This window comes from Saccharothrix sp. 6-C (assembly GCF_016695385.1).
In the GTDB taxonomy this organism is placed as follows: Bacteria; Actinomycetota; Actinomycetes; order Mycobacteriales; family Pseudonocardiaceae; genus Actinosynnema; species Actinosynnema texasense.
This window is the reverse complement of sequence record NZ_CP064192.1, coordinates 100,147-119,580: the sequence shown is the minus strand read 5'-3', so window position 1 is coordinate 119,580 and position 19,434 is coordinate 100,147. Positions and strand designations below refer to the sequence as shown.

The 19,434-nt window shown below is 71.7% G+C and carries 16 protein-coding genes and 1 tRNA gene; 11 read left to right on the top strand and 6 right to left on the bottom strand.

Translation table 11 applies throughout. The features are described 5' to 3' along the window. The first annotated feature begins 99 nt into the window (after positions 1-99). Both IOD16_RS00590 and IOD16_RS00585 read left to right on the top strand, forming a co-directional pair. On the top strand, positions 100-630 hold the full coding sequence (locus IOD16_RS00590) for a DUF4291 domain-containing protein (protein ID WP_201438480.1): 531 nt from the start codon (positions 100-102) through the stop codon (positions 628-630). A 49-nt stretch (positions 631-679) separates the two neighbouring features. Continuing rightward, positions 680-1,801: a PQQ-dependent sugar dehydrogenase gene (locus tag IOD16_RS00585; RefSeq protein WP_201438479.1), complete on the top strand. Its 1,122-nt coding sequence runs from the start codon at positions 680-682 to the stop codon at positions 1,799-1,801. Positions 1,802-1,972: 171 nt separating this feature from the next. Here IOD16_RS00585 and IOD16_RS00580 read toward each other — a convergent pair whose 3' ends face one another. Beyond that, positions 1,973-2,566: a TetR/AcrR family transcriptional regulator gene (locus IOD16_RS00580; RefSeq protein WP_053719425.1), complete on the bottom strand. Its 594-nt coding sequence runs from the start codon at positions 2,564-2,566 to the stop codon at positions 1,973-1,975. A 128-nt stretch (positions 2,567-2,694) separates the two neighbouring features. Next, a complete protein-coding gene (locus IOD16_RS00575) occupies positions 2,695-3,654 on the bottom strand; it encodes an acyl-CoA desaturase (protein WP_123744176.1) in 960 nt (319 codons plus the stop codon). Between the two features lie 155 nt (positions 3,655-3,809). On the opposite strand from IOD16_RS00575, the gene IOD16_RS00570 reads away from it, so the two are divergent. From IOD16_RS00570 to pth, 8 genes are all read left to right on the top strand, one after another. Further along, positions 3,810-4,955, top strand: a complete 1,146-nt coding sequence (locus IOD16_RS00570; RefSeq protein WP_201438478.1) for an alpha/beta hydrolase family protein — start codon at positions 3,810-3,812, stop codon at positions 4,953-4,955. 374 nt (positions 4,956-5,329) lie between these two features. After that, positions 5,330-5,400 (top strand) — tRNA-Gln (locus IOD16_RS00565). Positions 5,401-5,491: 91 nt separating this feature from the next. Next, positions 5,492-7,141: a GGDEF domain-containing protein gene (locus IOD16_RS00560; RefSeq protein WP_236594662.1), complete on the top strand. Its 1,650-nt coding sequence runs from the start codon at positions 5,492-5,494 to the stop codon at positions 7,139-7,141. A 68-nt stretch (positions 7,142-7,209) separates the two neighbouring features. Beyond that, a complete protein-coding gene (gene glmU / locus IOD16_RS00555; RefSeq protein ID WP_201438477.1) occupies positions 7,210-8,706 on the top strand; it encodes a bifunctional UDP-N-acetylglucosamine diphosphorylase/glucosamine-1-phosphate N-acetyltransferase GlmU in 1,497 nt (498 codons plus the stop codon). Between the two features lie 13 nt (positions 8,707-8,719). Continuing rightward, complete coding sequence (locus IOD16_RS00550; protein WP_123748141.1) at positions 8,720-9,691, top strand: ribose-phosphate diphosphokinase; 972 nt, start codon at positions 8,720-8,722, stop codon at positions 9,689-9,691. 409 nt (positions 9,692-10,100) lie between these two features. Further along, positions 10,101-10,706, top strand: a complete 606-nt coding sequence (locus IOD16_RS00545; RefSeq protein ID WP_123744180.1) for a 50S ribosomal protein L25/general stress protein Ctc — start codon at positions 10,101-10,103, stop codon at positions 10,704-10,706. 58 nt (positions 10,707-10,764) lie between these two features. Continuing rightward, entirely contained in the window at positions 10,765-11,277 is a 513-nt protein-coding gene (locus tag IOD16_RS00540) for a DivIVA domain-containing protein (RefSeq protein WP_123744181.1), read from the top strand. Beyond that, positions 11,267-11,836 carry an aminoacyl-tRNA hydrolase gene (pth, locus tag IOD16_RS00535; protein WP_123744182.1) on the top strand — a complete coding sequence of 190 codons (570 nt, stop codon included), beginning with the start codon at positions 11,267-11,269 and terminating at the stop codon, positions 11,834-11,836. Before IOD16_RS00540 ends, pth begins: the two co-directional genes overlap by 11 nt. A gap of 52 nt (positions 11,837-11,888) precedes the next feature. Here the strand turns inward: pth and IOD16_RS00530 are convergent, their stop codons facing one another. Beyond that, positions 11,889-13,538 (bottom strand): fatty acyl-AMP ligase, encoded by a 1,650-nt coding sequence (locus IOD16_RS00530; protein ID WP_201438476.1) that lies wholly within the window; start codon positions 13,536-13,538, stop codon positions 11,889-11,891. 107 nt (positions 13,539-13,645) lie between these two features. Between IOD16_RS00530 and IOD16_RS41370 the strand changes: the two genes are divergently transcribed. Next, a complete protein-coding gene (locus tag IOD16_RS41370) occupies positions 13,646-14,965 on the top strand; it encodes a DivIVA domain-containing protein (protein WP_442978085.1) in 1,320 nt (439 codons plus the stop codon). A 242-nt stretch (positions 14,966-15,207) separates the two neighbouring features. Here IOD16_RS41370 and IOD16_RS00510 read toward each other — a convergent pair whose 3' ends face one another. The 3 genes from IOD16_RS00510 to IOD16_RS00500 all read right to left on the bottom strand — a co-directional run bounded on the left by IOD16_RS00510 (position 15,208) and on the right by IOD16_RS00500 (position 19,434). Then, the gene (locus tag IOD16_RS00510; RefSeq protein WP_201438475.1) at positions 15,208-16,980 is read right to left on the bottom strand and encodes an ABC-F family ATP-binding cassette domain-containing protein; all 1,773 of its coding nucleotides are present in this window, start codon (positions 16,978-16,980) and stop codon (positions 15,208-15,210) included. A 193-nt stretch (positions 16,981-17,173) separates the two neighbouring features. Then, positions 17,174-18,139: a 4-(cytidine 5'-diphospho)-2-C-methyl-D-erythritol kinase gene (locus tag IOD16_RS00505; RefSeq protein WP_123744185.1), complete on the bottom strand. Its 966-nt coding sequence runs from the start codon at positions 18,137-18,139 to the stop codon at positions 17,174-17,176. 488 nt (positions 18,140-18,627) lie between these two features. Continuing rightward, the gene (locus IOD16_RS00500; protein WP_201438474.1) at positions 18,628-19,434 is read right to left on the bottom strand and encodes a MetQ/NlpA family ABC transporter substrate-binding protein; all 807 of its coding nucleotides are present in this window, start codon (positions 19,432-19,434) and stop codon (positions 18,628-18,630) included.

The window sequence follows — 19,434 nt, the reverse complement described above, 5'->3', positions numbered from 1 at the left end:
GTCCACACGTCCACCGGAGGGGTTCTCGGCTCCCAGCCTACGGCCCTTCCGGGCGAGGTGCCCCGTCATTTCGGTTGACCGCGGGGTGACGCTGGGTACGTGGAGCAGAGACAGATCAGGGCCGACTACGACGATCGGCACATCACCGTGTACCAGGCGTACCCGCCCGCCATCGCCGTCCCCGCACTGGCCGCGGGCCGGTTCGTGCCGCCGTTCAAGCCGGGGCGGATGACGTGGGTCAAGCCGTCGTTCCTCTGGATGATGTACCGGTCCGGCTGGGGCGAGAAGCCGGACCAGGAGCGCGTGCTCGCCGTGCGAATCACCCGATCGGGGTTCGACTGGGCGGTGCGGGCGGCCGTGCCCAGCGACGAGGGCGTCGGGCGCAAACCGGACGTGCGGGTGCAGTGGGACCCGGAGCGGGACCTGCGCCTGAACGCGCTGCCGCACCGGTCGTTGCAGCTGGGGCTGGCCGGCGAGGCGTCGCGGCGGTACGTGCGGGAGTGGGTCGTGGGGCTGACCGACGTGACGCCGCTCGCCCGGGAGGCGCACGCGCTGGTGCGTGCCGGTGACCTGGCCGGCGCGCGGGCGTTGCTGCCGGTGGAACGCCCGTACCCGATGCCGGGCGCTTGACGGGCCGCGTGAACGGAGAGCACACACGGGGGTTGTCATGCTGGGCGCCATGCGTCGGTTTGTCGGGTTCGCCGCGGTCCTGGCCGCGTGCGCGGCGTGTTCGACGGAGGGCTCCGGCGGGAGCGCGCCCTCGACGACCACGCCCGAAGGGCTGAAGGTCGAGGTGGTCGCCTCCGGGCTGAGCCACCCGTGGGACGTGGGGTTCCTGCCCGACGGGCGGATGCTCGTGCCGCAGCGGCCGGGGCGGATCGCGCTGGTGTCCGCCGACGGGTCCGTCACCGACGTCGAAGCCGACCTCGGCGACGTCGAGGCGCGGGGCGAGGGCGGGCTGATGAGCCTGGTCGTGCACCCCGACTTCGCCACCAGCCGTCGGTTCACCACGTGCTTCAACACGTCCTCCGACGTGCGGCTGGTGACGTGGGAGCTGGCCGGCGCGAAGGCGACGAGGGTGAAGGACCCGCTGCTCTCGGGGCTGCCCACGGCGTCGAGCGGACGTCACTCCGGCTGCCGGATGGCCCTGGACCGGGACGGGAACCTGCTCATCGGCACCGGCGACACCGCGCGGGGCGACGTGGCGCAGGACAGGTCGAGCCTCGGCGGCAAGGTGCTGCGGGTCGACCTCGCCACCGGCGAAGGCGTGGCGGGCAACCCGTTCGGGGACCGGATCTACACCTACGGGCACCGCAACGTGCAGGGCGTCGCCGTGCGGCAGGACGGGATGGTGTTCACCGCCGAGCACGGGCCGTCGGTGGACGACGAGGTGAACGCGCTCAAGGCCGGCGGGAACTACGGCTGGGACCCGTCGCAGGGCGGCGCCGTCGGCGGGTACGACGAGGACGTGCCGATGACGGACCTCACGCGCTTCCCCGACGCCGTGCCCGCCGTGTGGTCGTCCGGCCGGCCCACGGAGGCGATCTGCGACGCCGCGTTCCTGGTCGGGGAGCAGTGGGGCTCTCTGAACGGCGTGCTTGCCGTCACCGCCCTGAAGGGCGCGAAGGTGCTGTTCTTCACCATCACCCAGGAGGGTGGCGTCCACTCGGTGGCCATCCCCCCGGAACTGGACGGCGCCCACGGCCGCCTCCGCGGCGCCGAACTGGGCCCCGACGGCTCCCTCTACGTCACCACCTCGAACGGCACCGACGACAAGGTCCTCCGCATCACCAACCCCTGACCCCCGCGCGTGTCCTACGTTCCGAACGCGCGTGTCCTACGTTCAGAACACCCGAGTTGAACGCTCAGAACAGTCGATCTTGTTCTGAACGTTCAACTCGGGGTGCCGGAACGTAGGACACGCGCGACGCGGACGTAGGACACGCGCGTTCTGGGTGTAGGACACGCGGGGTCAGCGGGTGCGGAGGCGGGGTTTGTGGTCCATGTGGGACAGGCCCTTCCAGGCCAGGTTGACCAGGTGGGCGGCCACCTCGTCCTTCTTCGGCTTGCGGACCTCCAGCCACCACTGGCCGGTGAGGGCGACCATGCCGACGAGGGCCTGCGAGTAGAGGGCCGCGAGCTTGCGGTCGTAGCCCTGGCGCGAGAAGTGCAGGCCCAGGATCGACTCCACCTGGGACGCGATGTCGTTCAGCAACGACGAGAACGTGCCGGTGGACGACGCCACGGGCGAGTCGCGCACGAGGATCCGGAAGCCGTCCGTCGAGCCCTCGATGTAGTCCAGCAACGCGCACGCCGCCTGCTCCAGCAGCTCACGCGGGTGCCCGCCGGACAGCGCGTTGACGATGTGGTCCATCAGGTACTGCATCTCCCGGTCCACCACGACCGCGTAGATGCCTTCCTTGCCGCCGAAGTGCTCGTACACGACGGGCTTCGACACGCCCGCCCGGTGCGCGATCTCCTCGATGGACGTGACCTCGAAGCCCTTCTCGGCGAACAACGCGCGGGCCACGTCGAGCAGCTGCTCGCGGCGCTCCTTGCCCGTCATCCGCACGCGCGGCACCGGTGTCCCGTCGCCGCGCCGTCTTCCCACCACCCAGACCACCCTAAACACCTGCCCCCCGCGTGAGTCGCGAGGGGCAGGTGGTCGCTTGTCCGACTACGTCCCGGCCGCGCTCACTTCTTGGCGCTGATCCGGGCCAGTCGCTGCTGGTTCGGCCACCGCACGTTGGTCGCCCAGCCGAACTTCTCGAACAGCCAGATCATCCGCGCGGAGGTGTCGATCTGACCGCGCTTGACGCCGTGCCGGGCGCACGTCGGGTCGGCGTGGTGCAGGTTGTGCCACGACTCGCCGAAGCTCAGGATCGCCAGCGCCCACACGTTCGCGGAACGGTCGCGCGCGGCGAACGGGCGGTCGCCCACCATGTGGCAGATCGAGTTGACCGACCACGTCACGTGGTGCAGGAACGCCACCCGGACCAGACCGGCCCAGAAGAACGCCGAGAGCGCGCCGGCCCACGACATGGTGATCAGGCCGCCGAGCACGGCGGGCGCGAGCAGGCTGATCGCGGTCCACAGCGGGAACAGCTTGTCGATCCGGACGAGGTCCTTGTCGGCCAGCAGGTCCGGCGCGAAGCGCTCGGCGTTGGTCTTGTCGCGGTCGAACAGCCAGCCCATGTGGGCGTGCCAGAAGCCCTTGGCCAGCGCGACCGGGCCGCGGCCGAACAGCCACGGCGAGTGCGGGTCGCCCTCGCGGTCGGAGAACGCGTGGTGGCGGCGGTGGTCGGCGACCCAGACGATCACCGGTCCCTGCAGCGCCATCATGCCCGCGATCGCCAGGCCGATCTTGAGCGCGCGGTTGGCCTTGAACGAGCCGTGCGTGAAGTACCGGTGGAAACCGATCGTCACGCCGAGGCCGGCCAGGTAGTAGAACGCGACGAAGAGCGCGACGTCGACCCAGCCCAGCCCCCAGCCCCAGGCGAGCGGAACGGCCGCGAGCAGAGCCAGGAACGGCACGATGACGAACACGTACACGCCGAACTGCTCGACGTGCCCGCGCCGTCCTTCGATCATCGGCTTGGGTCCGCGATCCTCGGGACCTCGCGGCGTGGACCTGCTCTCAAGGGTGCTGGTCATACATGTACCTCGTTGTGTGTTCGGGGCTACCTACGGGGCCGTAACTTACGCAAGCGTAAGTTAGGTCAGCCTTGTGCCGCCATAGCCGGGGGCAAAGTCACGGCGTGTTCTCAGGAAGTCGGGCGTGTCGATCAACGCCGGGGCATCATTCGGTGATGGGGTCACCGAACGTCCGCGGACGCCGCCGCCCGCGCATCGCACTCGTCACCTTCGCGGTGGTGTTCCTGCTGCTCATCGGGTCCCTGCTGGGGTTCGGCTGGTACTACAGCGGACAGCTGCTGGACCCCGCGAACGCCCGTCCCGGCTACCGCGACGTGGTCACGTCGTCGGCTTCGGGGACCGTCTCGCTCGCGGAGTCCCGGGTCACCGCGCTCCCCGGCACGTGGGGCCTCGTCTGGCCGGGCGGCGGCGCGAAGATCGGCCAGGTGACGCAGCGGTCCGAGGGCACGGTGGTGCGGGAGCTGCAGGGCGTCGCCCCGGCCGACGGCACGCAGGTGCGGCTGGAGACCTCGGTCTGGAGCACCGACCCGGCCACCGCGCTCGACCTGGAGTACACGGAAGTGCGAATTCCGACCGAACTGGGTGAAGCACCGGCATGGCTGGTCCCCGCGACGTCGGCCACGTGGGTCGTCGCGGTGCACGGTCGGGGTGGCACGAGGGCCGAGGCGCTGCGGGTCATGCCTGCGTTGCACGAACTGGGACTACCCGTTCTGGCCGTGACCTACCGCAATGACGAGGGCGCGCCCCGTTCGCCGGACGGCCTGTACCACCTGGGCGACACGGAGTGGCGCGACGTGGAGGCGGCCGTGCGGTACGCCCGCGAGCACGGCGCGCGTGACGTGGTGCTGTACGGCTGGTCGATGGGCGGCGCGATCGTCGGCCAGTTCCTCGGCCGCTCGGCGCAGGCGGGCGACGTGGCCGCCGTCGTGCTCGACGCACCCGTCGTGAGCTGGTCGAAGACGCTGGAGCTGCAGTCGCGCAACCGGGGCGTGCCGGTGCAGCTGGTGCCGATCGCGGAGCTGGTCTCGGACTGGCGGGTCGACCTCGAGTTCGCCCGGTTCGACCTGCTCGACCACCCGCCCGCGCACCGGCCGCCGACGCTGCTGTTCCACGGCGCGGCGGACGGCACCGTGCCGGTGCAGGCGTCGCGCGACCTGGCCGCGGCGGCGGACCGGCTCGACTGGCCGCTGCGGTACGTCGAGGTGCCCGCGGCCGAGCACACGGCGGCGTGGAACGTCGACCCGGAGTCCTACGACCGCACCCTGACGGAGTTCCTCGACTCGGTGGACGGCATCCGGTAGCGGTATCCGCCGGAGAGCGTCCGACAGCAGGCGTCCGACGGCAGGCGTCCGGTGGGGCATTCGGCCGCACGACCGTGCAGCCGGCCGTGCCCGGTTGACTACAGCAGGTAGTTAAGCGGGTGATTGTTTCGGACGAAATCGTGGCGAATGGAGGCACTGGAACCCCCGTCGGCGGCCGGCCGGCACCGGCCCGCCACGGCGCCAGGTTCACCCAGCCGTGATCTGGGCCACGTCTTGCACGCCCTCTACCTGCATAAACACGCAGTGTCATGATCGAGTTACGGTGGGGTTGCCGCCACTTGAGTGGTGGTGCTGACCTTCGAGGGGGACTCGTGACAACATGTGTTCGCGCGGTCGGGGCGAACCCCGGCCGTTCCGCCATGGTGTAAAGGCAGCACCTCGGATTTTGGTTCCGATGGTCCAGGTTCGAATCCTGGTGGCGGAGCGAGGGGCCGGGCCACGAAGGCCCCGGCCGCCCTGCGTCTGCATGGGGGTGTGAGTCGCTGCACGAGGAAGCGGTCGACGAGCAGGGCAACGTGGCGACTCCGGCTCTCCACGAGATGTCCGACGCGTGGCTGGTCGGCCGCGCGAGTGAGCTCGTGGCCGTGGCCCAGAGCAGCCACCTGTCCGAACAGCTCGACGCGGCGCACGAGGTCGACGAGATCCTCGCCGAGGCGCAGGGCCGCGGCGAGCCGCGGATCGTCGGCCAGCTGCTGCGCGCGGCCGCGGTCGTCCGGATCGTCACCCCCGGCCTGGTCGACCTCTCCGACTCCGTCCTGGACGAGATGCTGGCGCACTGCCGCCGGCACGGCCTGCTGGTGCTGGAGGCCGAGGCGCACGCCCTGCGCGGGCGGCGCTACCTGCTCGGCGGGTTCGAGGACAAGGCGTTGACCGAGGTCGCCGCCGGCCTGGCGATGCTGGAGGAGGACCTCACCCCCGACCCGATGATCGACAAGCGCACCTGGGACCGGCTGCTCGCCTCCGCGCTCCAGTCGACCGGGCTCGTGCTCACGCAGCTCGGCGTCTACGAGATGGCGGACGAGGTGCTGGCGCGGGCGCACAACGCGATCCGGGACAGCGCCAACCCGCACCAGATCTACGTCCACCTGGTCAACCGGGCCCGGCTGCTGATCGGCTGGGGCCTGCGGCTGGAGCGGGTGGACAACTTCGAGGAGGCCGCGGAGCGGTTCGCCACCGCGTCGGCCATCGCCACCGCCGTCGAGGGGCCGTTCCGCGAGTCGCTGCACCCCGGCAGGCGCGACCGCACCGCCGCCGAGCAGGTGCCGGTGATCGGCGCGGCGCACGCGCTGGCCAAACCGGGCGCGGAGCACATCGCGCGGCTGTGGGCGCTGCGCGAGCTGTCCATGTACGCCCGCGAGCTGATCATCGTGTCGATCGCGCTGGCCCGCTGCCTGGAGATGGAGGAGCTGCCGCAGCAGGCGTTGCAGGTGCTGCACGACGCGCAGGACCGGCTGGAGCACGACACCTCCGAGCCCACCCTGATGCTGTGCCTGACCCGGGAGTACGCCCGGATGTCCGGCCCGCACGGCGAGCGCACCATCTCGGCGTTGCAGACCTACGCCAACGCGCTGGAGGTCGAGCTGTGGCTGATGCAGGAGGCGCGCACCGCGACCCTGCTCACCCGGCGCGACCACGAACGGCTCACCCGCGCGCACGGCGCCATCGCGCAGCAGGCGTTGCAGGACCCGCTGACCGGGCTGCCGAACCGCCGCGCCCTCGACGACCGGCTGGCCGCGCTGATCAACGCGCAGACCCACCCGATGGCCATCGCGCTGGTCGACCTGGACGGGTTCAAGGTCGTCAACGACAAGCACTCGCACGCCGAGGGTGACGACGTCCTCCGCGTGATTGCGAGCACACTGCGCCAGGCGTTGCGGGGCGACGACCTGGTGGCCCGCTACGGCGGCGACGAGTTCGTCGTGCTGCTGCCCGGCGCGCCCCTGCACGCCGCCGAAGCGGCCCTCAGCCGGGCCGTGGAAGCCGTCGCCACGCTGCGATCCGAGCTGTCCAGGGGGGTCACGCTGTCCGTCGGCGTGATCTCCGTGCGCCCGCGCGAGGCCGCCCACGCGGCGCTGGCCCGAGCCGACTCTGCGATGTACGCGGCGAAGCGGCGAGGTGGCTGCCAGGTTGCGGCCGTGGAAGGCGAGCCCTCCTCGGAGGCTTAGTATCGGCACCTGGCGGGAAGCCAGGCCCCTCCCGCTGAAGGCACGCATCTCAGCTAGGGAGAGCGCTGATGCTCGAGGGTGTCCCCACCCCAGTCAGCACGATCGTCCTCGCAGCGGGTGAAGGCACCCGCATGCGCTCAGCCACCCCGAAGGTGTTGCACCGCGTCGCGGGCCGTTCCCTGGTGGAGCACGCCGTGCGCGCCGCCGCCGGGACCGGACCGGACCACCTCGCCGTCGTGGTCGGCCACGGCCGCGCCGCGGTCGCCGACCACCTCGACAGCCTGTCCGCCGCGCTGGACCGCGAGGTCACCGTCGCCGTGCAGGAGGAGCAGAAGGGCACCGGGCACGCGGTCGGCTGCGGCCTGGCAGCGTTGGCCGAGGTCCCGGGCACACCCGCCGACCTCGGCGGCACGGTCGTCGTGACCTACGGCGACGTGCCGCTGCTGGACGCGGAGACGTTGCGCGGCCTGCTGGTCGAGCACGGCACGCGCGGCAACGCCGTCACCGTGCTGACCGCCGTGGTGGCCGACCCCACCGGGTACGGGCGGATCGTGCGGTCCGCGGACGGCTCGGTCGAGGGCATCGTGGAGCAGAAGGACGCCACGCCCGAGCAGCAGGCGATCACCGAGATCAACTCCGGGGTGTACGCCTTCGACGCGGCCGTGCTGCGCGACGGGCTGTCCCGGCTGTCCACCGACAACGCGCAGGGCGAGCTGTACCTGACCGACGTGCTGACCATCGCGCGCGGCGACGGTCGGCCCGTGGGCGCGCTCGTGACGTCGGACGCCTGGCTGGTCGAGGGCGTGAACGACCGCGTGCAGCTGGCCAGGCTGGGCGCCGAGCTGAACCGCCGGCTGGTGGAGGCCGCGATGCGCTCGGGCGTGACCGTGGTCGACCCGGCCACCACGTGGCTGGACGCCGACGTGCGGCTGGAGCGGGACGTGCTGCTCGAGCCGAACGTGCAGCTGCGGGCCGGCACCACCGTCGGCGAGGGCGCGGTCGTCGGTCCGGACACCACGCTCTCGGCGTGCGTGATCGGCGCGGGCGCGACCGTGGTGCGCACGCACGGCTCCGGCGCGGAGATCGGCGCGGGCGCGTCCGTCGGCCCGTTCGCCTACCTGCGGCCGGGCACCCGGCTCGGTGAGCGCGGCAAGATCGGCACCTTCGTGGAGACGAAGAACTCCGACATCGGCGCCGGCAGCAAGGTGCCGCACCTGAGCTACATCGGCGACGCCACCATCGGCGAGCACTCCAACATCGGCGCGGCCAGCGTCACCGTCAACTACGACGGGGTGAACAAGCACCGGACCACGATCGGGTCCTACTGCCGCACCGGTTCCGACAACATGTTCGTCGCGCCGGTCACCGTCGGCGACGGCGCCTACACCGGCGCGGGCACCGTGGTGCGGCGCGACGTGCCGCCCGGCGCGCTGGCCGTGTCCGGCGGACCCCAGCGGAACCTGGACGGATGGGTGGTGTCCCGCCGCGCGGGCACACCTTCGGCCGAAGCGGCGCAGCGCGCTCTGACGCCCGAGAATGCAGCCACAACCGATGAAGGGCGCTGACGTGAACCCCACGATGGCCGGGACACCCAAGAAGAACCTGATGCTCTTCGGCGGGCGGGCCTACCCCGAGCTGACCGAGCAGGTGGCCAAGCACCTGAACGTGTCGGTGACCCCCCAGTCGGCGTACGACTTCGCCAACGGCGAGATCTTCGTGCGGTTCGAGGAGAGCGTGCGCGGCTGCGACGCGTTCGTCATCCAGTCGCACTGCGCGCCCATCAACCAGTGGCTGATGGAGCAGCTGATCATGGTGGACGCGCTCAAGCGCGCCTCCGCGAAGCGCATCACCGTGATCATGCCGTTCTACCCCTACGCGCGGCAGGACAAGAAGCACCGCGGCCGTGAGCCGATCTCGGCGCGCCTCGTGGCGGACATGTTCAAGACCGCGGGCGCGGACCGGCTGGTGTCGGTGGACCTGCACACCTCGCAGATCCAGGGCTTCTTCGACGGCCCGGTGGACCACCTGTGGGCCATGCCGCTGCTGGCCGAGCACATCCGGGGCAAGTACGCGGGCCGCGAGATCACCGTCGTGTCCCCCGACGCCGGCCGCACCAAGCTGGCCGAGAAGTGGGCGGACACGCTGGGCGGCACGCCGATCGCGTTCATCCACAAGACCCGCGACCCGCTGCGGCCGAACGAGGTCGTGGCCAACCGGGTCGTCGGCCAGGTCGAGGGCCGGCTGTGCGTCGTCATCGACGACATGATCGACACCGGCGGCACCATCACCAAGGCCGTGGACCAGCTCCTCTCCGAGGGCGCGTCGGACGTCGTCATCGCCGCCACCCACCCGGTCCTCTCCGGTCCGGCCGTGGAGCGGCTGCGCGACTGCGGCGCCCGCGAGGTCGTCTTCACCGACACCCTGCCCATCCCGGCGGAGAAGCGCTTCGAGGCCATGACCGTGCTGCCGATCGCCCCCCTGCTGGCCCGCGTGATCCAGGAGGTCTTCGAGGACGGCTCGGTGACCTCCCTGTTCGACGGCAACGCCTGACACCTCGCCCGACCCGACTCGCCCGTTCCGGACCCAGGACTCCCGCGCGTGTCCTGCGTCCGGAACGGGCGAGTCGTACTTTCAGCCCCCGTGAGTCCAACGCTCAGCGCCCATGAGTCCAACGTTCAGACGTCGTGAGTCCAACGCTCAGGACCCCCGAATTCACCGTTCGCGACGATCCGGGCGAGGCGTTCAGGCCCCCGATTAGGCCCCGTCCGCCGGTCGGGCCTACACTGGCCAGGTTGCCTCGGCGAGGGCGAGCATCACGCTCGGCGTGATCGACGCGGCGGTTGTGATGCCGCGCGTGTTCACCCTCCGCGCCGCCCGCCGCCGCAGGCCAACCCCCGCTTCGCCCCGCCCGACGTACCCGCCGACGTTTACCAGGCCAGACCGTTAGGAGAGCCCCACCGTGTCCGAGGTCCGTCTCGCCGCAGAGCAGCGCACCGAGTTCGGCAAGGGCGCCGCCCGCCGCACCCGCCGCGCCGGCAAGATCCCCGCGGTGCTCTACGGCCACGGTTCCGACCCGAAGCACCTGGCCCTGCCGGCGCTCGAGTTCGCCCGTGTTGTCCGCGAGCACGGTCAGAACGCAGTTCTCACGCTGGACATCGAGTCCTCCACCGAGCTGGCGCTGACCAAGACCGTCACCACACACCCCATCAAGAACTACATCGAGCACGTCGACCTGCTGCTGGTGCGGCGGGGCGAGAAGGTCACCATCGAGGTGCCGATCGTCCTCACCGGCGAAGCCGCCGCGGCGACCCTGCTCACCCAGGACCTCACCACCGTCCAGGTGGAGGCCGACGCCCTCAACATCCCCGAGCAGGTCGAGTACTCGATCGCGGGTCTCGGCGCGGGCACCCAGGTGCACGCCTCCGACCTGGAGCTGCCCGCCGGCACCACCCTGGTGACCGACGGTGAGGCGATGGTCCTCGCGATCAACGCCGCGCCGACCGCCGCCGAGGTGGCCGGTGACTCCGGCGAGGCCGCCGAGGCCGAGGCCACCGAAGAAGGCTGAGCCCATCACGTCGGGCAACTCGAACGGCACGCCTCCCCCGCCATCCGGCTGGGGCGGCGTGCCGTTCCCGTTTCTCAGCCCGGCGCAGGTGCGCGCCACCCGTTTCCCCCGCAAGAGGGGCAAGGGCTACGACCCGGCGCAGGTGGACGCGTTCGTGCTGCGCATCGCCGACGCGCTCGCCGGACGCGTGCCGCTGCCCCCCGATCGGGTGCGCACGATCGTGTTCACGGAGATCGCCGGCGGTTACGACCAGCGCGCCGTGGACGACTTCCTGGCGGCGTGCGAGCACCAGCTGCGGTCCGGGCACGTGCCGCCGACCACGTTGCAGACCGGCGAGGCCGTGCTGGCGGTGAAGCTGCCGCGCTCCCCGAACGGCTACGATCGCGGCGAAGTCGACGCGTTCCTCGGCCGGGCCGCCGCGGCGCTGGACGGCCGGGGGCGGATGACCTCCAGCGAGGTGCGCCACACCAGGTTCACCACCACGTCCGGGTTGCGGCGGGGCTACCAGGTGCGCGCGGTGGACGCCCTGTTGGACGAGCTTGAGCAGGAGTTGCGGTTCCGTGGTCGATGACGTCGCCCTGGTCGTCGGGCTGGGCAACTCCGGCCCCAAGTACGAGGGCAACCGGCACAACGTCGGTTTCCTCGTGCTGGACGAGCTGGCCGCCCGGGTGGGCGGGAAGTTCAAGGCGCACAAGGGCGGCGCCGAGGTGATCGAGGGCCGGTTGGCCGGACGCCGGGTCGTGCTGGCGAAGCCGCGCGGCTACATGAACACCTCCGGCGGCCCGGTGGCGGGCACGGCGAACTTCTACAAGGCGCCGCCGTCGTCGATCATCGTCGTGCACGACGAGCTGGACCTGCCGTTCGGCGTGGTGCGGCTCAAGCTCGGCGGCGGCGAGAACGGGCACAACGGGCTCCGGTCGATCACGAAGTCGTTGGGCACCAAGGACTACCACCGGGTGCGGTTCGGGGTGGACCGGCCGCCGGGCCGGATGGACCCCGCCGACTACGTGCTGCGCGACTTCTCGCTGGTCGAGCGCAAGCAGCTGGCGCTGGAGCTGGACCGCACGGCGGACGCCGTGGAGGCGTTGCTCGAACTCGGCCTGGAAGGCGCCCAGAACAAGTTCCACTGACGCGCCGGGGCGCGGTCGAGGCGGGAGCCGGTCGACCGCGCCGCCGACGGCGTCACGCGCTGGGCACCAGGCCCGCGGCGGCGGACCGGCGGAGCTTGCCGGACGGCGTCTTGGGCAGGCTGCCCGGCTTGAGCACCACCACGGAGAACGGCCTCAGCCCGACCGCGTCCACGACCCGCGCGCTGATCTCCTTGCTCAACGCCCGCACCGCGTCCTCCTCGCCGGCCAGCTTCGACTCGACCACCACGGCGAACCGCTCGCGTCGCGTGCCCGCGTCCAGCCGCACGGCCACCGCGTTGCCCGCGCGCACGCCCTCCACGGCGGTCGCGGCGCGCTCGATGTCCGTGGGGTAGATGTTGCGCCCACCCATGATGATCACGTCCTTGCGCCGTCCGCAGACGACGACCTGGCCGTCCACCACGTAGCCCTCGTCACCGGTGTCCAGCCAGCCCTCGGCGTCCTGGGTGTCCTTCGGCCCGTCCACGGTGAGGTAGCCGGGCGTCACGGCCTCGCCGCGCACCCGCAGCTGACCGACCTCGCGCTCGCCGAGCACCTTGCCCTCGGTGTCGACCACCTGCACCTCCAGCCCCGGCAACGGCGGCCCGAGCAGCGGGAACGCCCGCGCGTTCGGGCTCTCCGGCGACACCGGCACGGCGCGGTGGCCCGCCTCCAGCTCCTCCGGGTCCACGACGTCGACCGCCAGCCCGGTGAACACCGGCGCGAACGCCACGCCCAGCGTCGTCTCCGCCATGCCGTACGCGCACAGCACGCACTCGGCGCGCAGCCCGAAGCGCTCGCCCGCGTCGGTGAACGTCTTCACCGCGGCCGGGTCGATGGGCTCGGCCCCGTTGAGCGCGATCCGCAGCTTCGACAGGTCGAACGCGCCGTCGTCCACGCCCCGCATGCGGCGGGCGGCGATGGCGTAGGCGAAGTTCGGCGCGGCCGTGATGGTGCCCTGGTAGCGGCTGATCAGGTCCGGCCACAGGGTGGGCCGGGCGAGGAAGTCGACCGGGGTGACCTTCACCAGGTCGATGCCGAACAGCATCGGCACGGTCAGGAAGCCGACCATCCCCATGTCGTGGAACAGCGGCAGCCAGGAGACCATCCGGTCGGTCTCCGGATCGAGCTCGGCGGCGATCTCCATGGCCTTGGCGTTGGACCACAGGTTGCCGTGCGTGATGCGGACGGCCTTCGGGTCGGCCGTGGAACCGCTGGTGAGCTGCAGCAGGGCGGGCAGGTCCTCGTCCACGTCGACGGGCGCGCCCAGCGGCTCGCCGTCCAACTCGGCCAGCCTGAGGTAGGAGACGCCGTTCTCGTCCAGCACGCCCGACAGCGCGTCGAACGGCGCGCCGAGCAGCACCAGCTTCGCGCCGATCATGGTGAGCACCCGCAGCGTGTCACCGGCCCACTCGCCGAGGTCGGTGCGGGCCGTCGGCTGGTGCAGCATGGTCGTGCTGCCGCCGGCCAGCCACACCGCCTGCACGGCCGGGGCGATCTCCGCCGGGTCGCCCGCGAGCACCGCGATCGACTCGCCGCGCGCCACCCCGCCCGCCACCAGCGCGCCCGCCATGCGCGCGGCCCGCTCGTGCACCTCCGCCCACGACCTGCGGATCGGGGCGTTCGGCTCCCCCGTGGTCATGCCACGCGCCCGTCCCCCGGCGCCCGTAGCGGTTGCCACCATCGTGTCCACGAACCGGCTCATGTCCGTCAGGGTAGAGCGATCTTCCGGCGCATTGAGCCGATAGGGCGAAACATCGGGCGCATCATCCGGCGATACTCCCCGGTACACCACACGAAGGAGGTAATTGGGTGGCCGGGTTCGACGCTCGCCAGCACCTGCCGGCACATCCGGCGCCGCTGTTGGGCGCGCAGGATCTGCGGCAGGTCGCCTTCCACCGCCCCCCGCCCGGCCAGCCCGGGTACGACGAGGGGCAGGTGGACACCTTCCTGGACCGCATCGAGGCGACGCTCCTCGGCCGTGACGACGTCACCGAGCAGGACGTGCGAGAGGTGCGGTTCAGACCCTCGCGGCCCGGCTACTACGCGGCCGAGGTCGACGCGTTCATGGACCTGGTGGCCGAGACGCTCGGCTCGACGCCCCAGCGGCGCCAGGCCACCGCCCCCGCGCAGGGCGCGCACGCCACGTCGACCGGGATGCGCCCGGCGGCCCGGCTGACGCCGCAGGACGTGCGCGGCGTGCGGTTCCACAAGCCCAGACCGGGGAACCGGGGCTACCACGAGGGCGAGATCGACGCGTTCCTCGACCGGATCGAGAACACCCTGGCGGGTCGTGACGACCTGACCGCCCGGGAAGTGCAGGACTTCGAGTTCAGCTTCGCCCCGCCGGGACGGGTGGGGTACGACGAGGACGACGTGGACACGTTCCTCGACCTCGTCGTGGTGACGTTGGAGCGGATGCCGCCCCGGGCCGTGCCGCCGGTCTCATCGGTCGCACCCGCTCCCCTCGCCTCCTCTTCGGCTCCCGCCGCGTTCGCTCCTCCCGCTTCCCCCGCCCGCCCTGCCTCCCCTGCCTCTCCCTCTTCTCCCGCATCCCCTGCGCCTCTGGTGCGGCCTCGTCCCGGTCCCGGCACGCGCCCGTTGACCGCTCGTGACGTCCGCACCGCCGCCTTCGGCAAGCCGCCGCGCGGCCGGCGCGGCTACCAGGAGTCGCAGGTCGACAAGTTCCTGGACCGGATCGAGAACACGCTGCTCGGGCAGGACGACCTGACCGCCCGCGAGGTCCGCGAGGTCCGGTTCAGCCGGCCCATGTTCGGCCGGCGCGGGTACGACGAGACCGAGGTGGACGCGTTCCTGGCGCGGGTGGAGAAGCAGTTGGGCGACGGACCGCCGCGGCCCGAGGAGATCCCGCCGATCACGTCGTGGAAGCAGCTGCGGTCGATCAAGATCCCGGTGGCCGGGCCGGCGCAGCGCGGGTACCGGACTTCGCAGGTGGACCGGGTGCTGGAGGAGGTCGGCATCGCGCTCGACGGCATGCTCGGCGCGTCGTCGGAGGAGGTGGCGACGGCGAAGTTCGCCACGTCGTTGATGGCGGGCCAGGGCTACGACTGCGCGTTCGTCGACGAGCTGATGCCCCTGCTCGCCGCCGAACTCCGCCGCCGCAACCGCTGACCCCCGCGAGAGTCGTACCTCCAGCCCGCGTGAGTCCAACGTTCGGACGGCGAGAGTCCAACGTTCACGGACCCTGAGTTCAACGCTCGGACCGACCGCCCGGTCTGCCGAGTGTTGAACTCAGGTGCTCTGAATGTTGGACTCTCGAACCGTCGACGTTGGACTCTCGAACCGTCGACGTTGGACTCACGCGGCGTGGAGGTACGACTCTCGCGCGGTGAAGGTAGGACTCTCGCGGAGGGTCAGGATTCGGCGGATTCGGCGGCGGCCAGCCACTGGGTCTCGACGTCCTCGGCCTCCGCCATCACGGCCTTCAGCTCGGCGTCCAGGGCCAGCAGGCGTTCCGGGTCGGTGGCCGCCTCGGCCAGCGCCGCGTGCAGCTTGACTTCCTTCTTCTGCAACGTCTCCAGTCGCCGTTCCAGGCGGGACAGCTCCTTGCGCGCCGCGCGCTGGTCCGCCGCCGACGACGGGGTGGACGTCGCGGGCTTCGCGCTCGGCACGGCGGCGATTTCCTTCTGCTTGTCCCGCCGCCGCAGGTACTCCTCGATCCCGCCCGGCAGGTCGGTCAGCCCACCGTCGCCGAACAGCGCCACCACCTGGTCGCACACCCGTTCCACCAGGTAGCGGTCGTGCGAGATCACCACCAGCGTGCCCGGCCACGAGTCGAGCAGGTCCTCGAGCTGCTGCAACGTGTCGATGTCCAGGTCGTTGGTCGGCTCGTCGAGCAGCAGCACGTTCGGCTCGGCCATCAGCAACCGGCACAGCTGCAACCGCCGCCGCTCGCCGCCGGACAGGTCGCCCACCGGCGTCCACTGCTTCTGCGACGAGAACCCGAACCGCTCGGCCAGCTGCGACGCCGACATCTCCTGCTTGCCCAGCACCACCCGTCGCGCGATCTCCTCCACGGCTTCCAGCACCCGCATCGACCCGTCCAGGTCGTGCAGCTCCTGGCTCAGGTGCGCGAGCTTCACCGTCTGCCCCTGCACGCGCTTGCCGGTTTCCAGCTCGCGCTCACCGGCGAGCGCCCGCAGCAACGTCGTCTTGCCCGACCCGTTCACGCCGACGATCCCGACCCGGTCACCGGGCCCGATCCGCCACGTCAGGTCGCGCACCAGCACCCGGTCGGGCACGGTCAGCGTCGCGTCCTCCAGCTCCAGCACCGTGCGCCCGAGCCGGCGCTTCGCGAACGCCACCAGCTCCACCGTGTCGCGCGGCGGCGGCACGTCGGAGATCAACGCCTCGGCGGCGTCGATGCGGTAGCGGGGCTTGGACGTGCGGGCCGGCGCGCCTCGCCGCAGCCACGCCAGCTCCTTGCGGGCCAGGTTGCGGCGCTTCTCCTCCAGCGTGTCGGCGAGCCGGCCGCGTTCGGCGCGGGCGAAGATCCAGTCCGCGTAGCCGCCCTCGTACTGCTCGACGCGACCGCCGACGACCTCCCACGTGCGGCTGCACACCGTGTCCAGGAACCACCGGTCGTGTGTCACCACGACGAGTGCCGTGCGCCGGGCCAGCAGGTGCTCCGCCAGCCACCGCACACCCTCGACGTCCAGGTGGTTGGTCGGCTCGTCCAGCACGACCAGGTCCAGGTCCTGCACGAGCGCCGCCGCCAGCGCCACCCGCCGCCGCTCGCCGCCGGACATCGTGCCGACCGGCGAGTCCAGCCCGAAACCGGTGATGCCGAGCCCGTCGAGGATCGACCGCACCCGCGCGTCGGAGGCCCACTCGTGCTCGGAGTCGAAGCCGAGCGGGTCGATCACGGCGTTGCGCACCGTCGACCCCTCGGCCAGCTCGGTGCGCTGCGTGACCACGGCCATGCGCAGGCCGCGGTTCTGGCTGACGCGGCCCTCGTCCGGTTCGGCGAGCCCCGCCAGCACCTCCAGCAGCGTCGTCTTGCCGCCGCCGTTGAGACCGACGACCCCGATCCGGTCGCCTTCGCCGACGCCGAGGGACACGCCGTCGAGCAGCGGACGCACGCCGAACGACTTGGAGACGTTCTCCAAGTTGACCAAGTTGGCCATGTACCAGCACCTTCATCGAGAACGGGGTGACAACGCAGTACGCCAGCCTAGCTATCGCGCCGGTGACGACCTTCCGGCCGGGCTCGGCGCACCGGCCACCACCGAGCCGGGGAGGCCGACGTCACAGCTCAGGGCGTCGCCGCCGGTCAGGTGGCCGGCTGCGACCTGTCGGCGGAGCAGACCGGCGGGCAGGTCACGCGTGCACTTCGGGCGGGATCGGCCGGGGTGCTTCTTCGGTGCCGATGACGCGTGCGCCGTGCACCGGGCCTTGCGCCACGCGCACCGTCCGGCAGACGCCCGCGCCCGCCAGCTCGGCCGCCACGCGCACCGCCGAGTCGCCGTCCGTGCAGAGGAACGCGCAGGTCGGGCCCGACCCGGAGACCATTCCGGCCAACGCGCCCGCGTTGACGCCCGCGCGCAGCGTGCGACGCAGGTTGGGGCGCAGGGACACGGCGGCGGCTTGCAGGTCGTTGCCGAGGAGGAGCGCGAGCTGGCGCGGGTCGCCGGAGGACAGGCCTTCGAGGACGGCTTCCGCCTCGCCGACGCGGGGCGGGTCGCCGTCCGCGCGCAGCCGGTCCAGCTCGTCGAACACCTCGGGCGTGGACAGGCCGCGCCGGTCGAACGCCAGCACCCAGTGGAACGTGTGGCGGGACAGCACGGGCACGATCCGGTCGCCGCGGTCGGTGCCGAGGGCCGTGCCGCCGTAGATGGCGAACGGGACGTCCGCGCCGATCTTGCCCGCGACGCCGGCCAGCTCGTCCCGGCTGATCTCCAGCCGCCACAGCGAGGCCAGGCCGACGAGCGTCGCCGCCGCGTCCGCGCTGCCGCCCGCCATGCCGCCGGCGACCGGGATGGACTTGCGGATGACGATGCGGACCTTCGGGTCGTCCGGGTCGCGGCCGACGTGCTGGGCCAGCTCCCGCACCGCCCGCCACGCCAGGTTGGACGCGCCGGTGGGCACCGAGTCGGCGCCCTCGCCGTGCACCTCGACACCGGGGTCGTCGGCGATGGCGACGGTCACCTCGTCGGTCAGCGACAAGGCCTGGAAGATCGTCACCAGGTCGTGGTACCCGTCCGCGCGGGAGTCGCCTACGGCCAGGTGCAGGTTGACCTTGGCCGGGACGCGGACGGTGACCGGGGGCGGGACGACAGCGAGCACGCCATGAAGCGTACGGGCGTTTCCGGGTCGCCCGCTCCCACCGATCGCCGACCTGCGACGAAAGACACCTCCGACCAGGCCTTTCCCAGTTATCCACAGGCGGGCCCCGAGTCATTTCCCACGTCGTGCCCGTCGGGCAGAATAAAAGCAGGGGTCCCCTTGGCGAGGACCCCTGCGAAGCGTTCGGAGTTCGGGCGGCACGCCGGCGGCACGGTCGGTGCCGACCGGTGGGCGGATGGCAGCGGCGGTACGCCCAGGTGCGAGGTCCGGTTGCGCCGGACGGGTGTGAGATCCGGCTTCGCGAACAGTCGCGTCAGCAGTCCGGGGCGGTCTGCGGGCAGCCGGACAAGAGCAGGGGCCCCCTGGGCGAGGACCCCTGCGCAAGCGTTCGCCCTTCAAGGCCCGACCGGCCGTCTCCGGACGCCTGAGTGTTCAACTCGGGTGTTCCGAACGTAGGACTCTCGCGTTCTGGGGGTAGGACTCGCGGGTCAGACGGGGAGGACGGAGCCGGAGAAGGTGGTCTTGATGTAGTCCTTGACCTCCTGCGACTGCAGCAGGGCCAGCAGGTCCTTGATCCGCGGGTCGTCCTTCAGCTCCGACCGGGTGACCAGGCCGTTCGCGTTCGGGTTGCCCTCGGCCTCCTCCAGCGCCAACGCGTCGGACGCGGGCTTCAGGCCGGCGTCGATGGCGTAGTTGCCGTTGATCACCGACGCGTCCGTGTCGTCCAGCGACCGGGGCAGCTGCGCGGCCTCCAGCTCGACGAACTCCAGCCCGCGCGGGTTCTCCGCGACGTCCCGGACAGTCGCCGTCTTCTCCTTGCCCGGCGCCAGCTTGATCAGGCCGTTGGCCTGCAACAACTGGAGGCCGCGTGCCTCGTTCGTCGCGTCGTTGGCCACCGCCACGCGCGCGCCGGAGGGCAGGTCGGCCAGCGACTTGTGCTTCTTCGAGTACACGCCGAGCGGTTCGAGGTGCACCGGCCCGATCCACTCCAGCGTCGCGCCGCTCTCCGCCTTGAACGTGTCCAGGTACGGCACGGTCTGGAAGTAGTTCGCGTCCAGCGACCCGTCGACGAGCGCCGTGTTCGGCTGCACGTAGTCGGTGAACTCGACGACCTCGATCTCGAGCCCCTTGGCCGCGGCGAGGTTGTCCGCGACGTACTGGAGCACCTGCGCGTGCGGCACGGGGCTCACGCCCACCTTGAGCGGCGCGTCGGGGTCGGACGCGGCGCCGGTGTCGCCACTACCGCAGCCCACCGCGGTCAGCAGCACGGCCAGCAGGGCAGCACGAATACGCAT

Excerpts from the sequence above, each read along its gene's own strand:
- IOD16_RS00585 (WP_201438479.1), top strand. The coding sequence starts at position 680 with ATGCGTCGGTTTGTCGGGTTCGCCGCGGTCCTGGCCGCGTGCGCGGCG.
- IOD16_RS00580 (WP_053719425.1), bottom strand. The coding sequence starts at position 2,566 with ATGACGGGCAAGGAGCGCCGCGAGCAGCTGCTCGACGTGGCCCGCGCG.
- IOD16_RS00575 (WP_123744176.1), bottom strand. The coding sequence starts at position 3,654 with ATGACCAGCACCCTTGAGAGCAGGTCCACGCCGCGAGGTCCCGAGGAT.
- IOD16_RS00570 (WP_201438478.1), top strand. The coding sequence starts at position 3,810 with ATGGGGTCACCGAACGTCCGCGGACGCCGCCGCCCGCGCATCGCACTC.
- glmU (WP_201438477.1), top strand. The coding sequence starts at position 7,210 with ATGCTCGAGGGTGTCCCCACCCCAGTCAGCACGATCGTCCTCGCAGCG.
- IOD16_RS00550 (WP_123748141.1), top strand. The coding sequence starts at position 8,720 with ATGGCCGGGACACCCAAGAAGAACCTGATGCTCTTCGGCGGGCGGGCC.
- IOD16_RS00530 (WP_201438476.1), bottom strand. The coding sequence starts at position 13,538 with ATGAGCCGGTTCGTGGACACGATGGTGGCAACCGCTACGGGCGCCGGG.
- IOD16_RS00510 (WP_201438475.1), bottom strand. The coding sequence starts at position 16,980 with ATGGCCAACTTGGTCAACTTGGAGAACGTCTCCAAGTCGTTCGGCGTG.
- IOD16_RS00500 (WP_201438474.1), bottom strand. The coding sequence starts at position 19,434 with ATGCGTATTCGTGCTGCCCTGCTGGCCGTGCTGCTGACCGCGGTGGGC.